This window comes from Escherichia sp. AM3 (genome assembly GCF_032029835.1).
GTDB lineage: Bacteria > Pseudomonadota > Gammaproteobacteria > Enterobacterales > Enterobacteriaceae > Escherichia > Escherichia coli.
This window is the reverse complement of the sequence record NZ_JAVUPQ010001363.1, coordinates 1-231: the sequence shown is the minus strand read 5'-3', so window position 1 is coordinate 231 and position 231 is coordinate 1. Positions and strand designations below refer to the sequence as shown.

General features: G+C 60.6%; 1 protein-coding gene. It reads left to right on the top strand.

Features of this window, described 5'->3' with window-relative positions; all coding sequences use genetic code 11:
- The coding region (locus RTW80_RS31065) for a signal peptidase II (protein ID WP_312722118.1) at positions 1–231 on the top strand (231 nt) is incomplete at both ends.

Here is a 231-nt window from a genome sequence, read left to right as displayed (position 1 = left end):
GGACTGCGCTGGCTGTGGCTGGTGGTGGTGGTGCTGAGTCGTGATTTGGGCAGCAAGTTCCTGATCCTCCAGAATTTCGCTCTGGGGGATACGGTCCCGCTGTTTCCGTCGCTTAACCTGCACTATGCCCGCAACTATGGTGCGGCGTTTAGTTTCCTTGCCGACAGCGGTGGCTGGCAGCGCTGGTTCTTCGCGGGTATCGCGATCGGTATCTGCGTCGTGGTGGCGGTG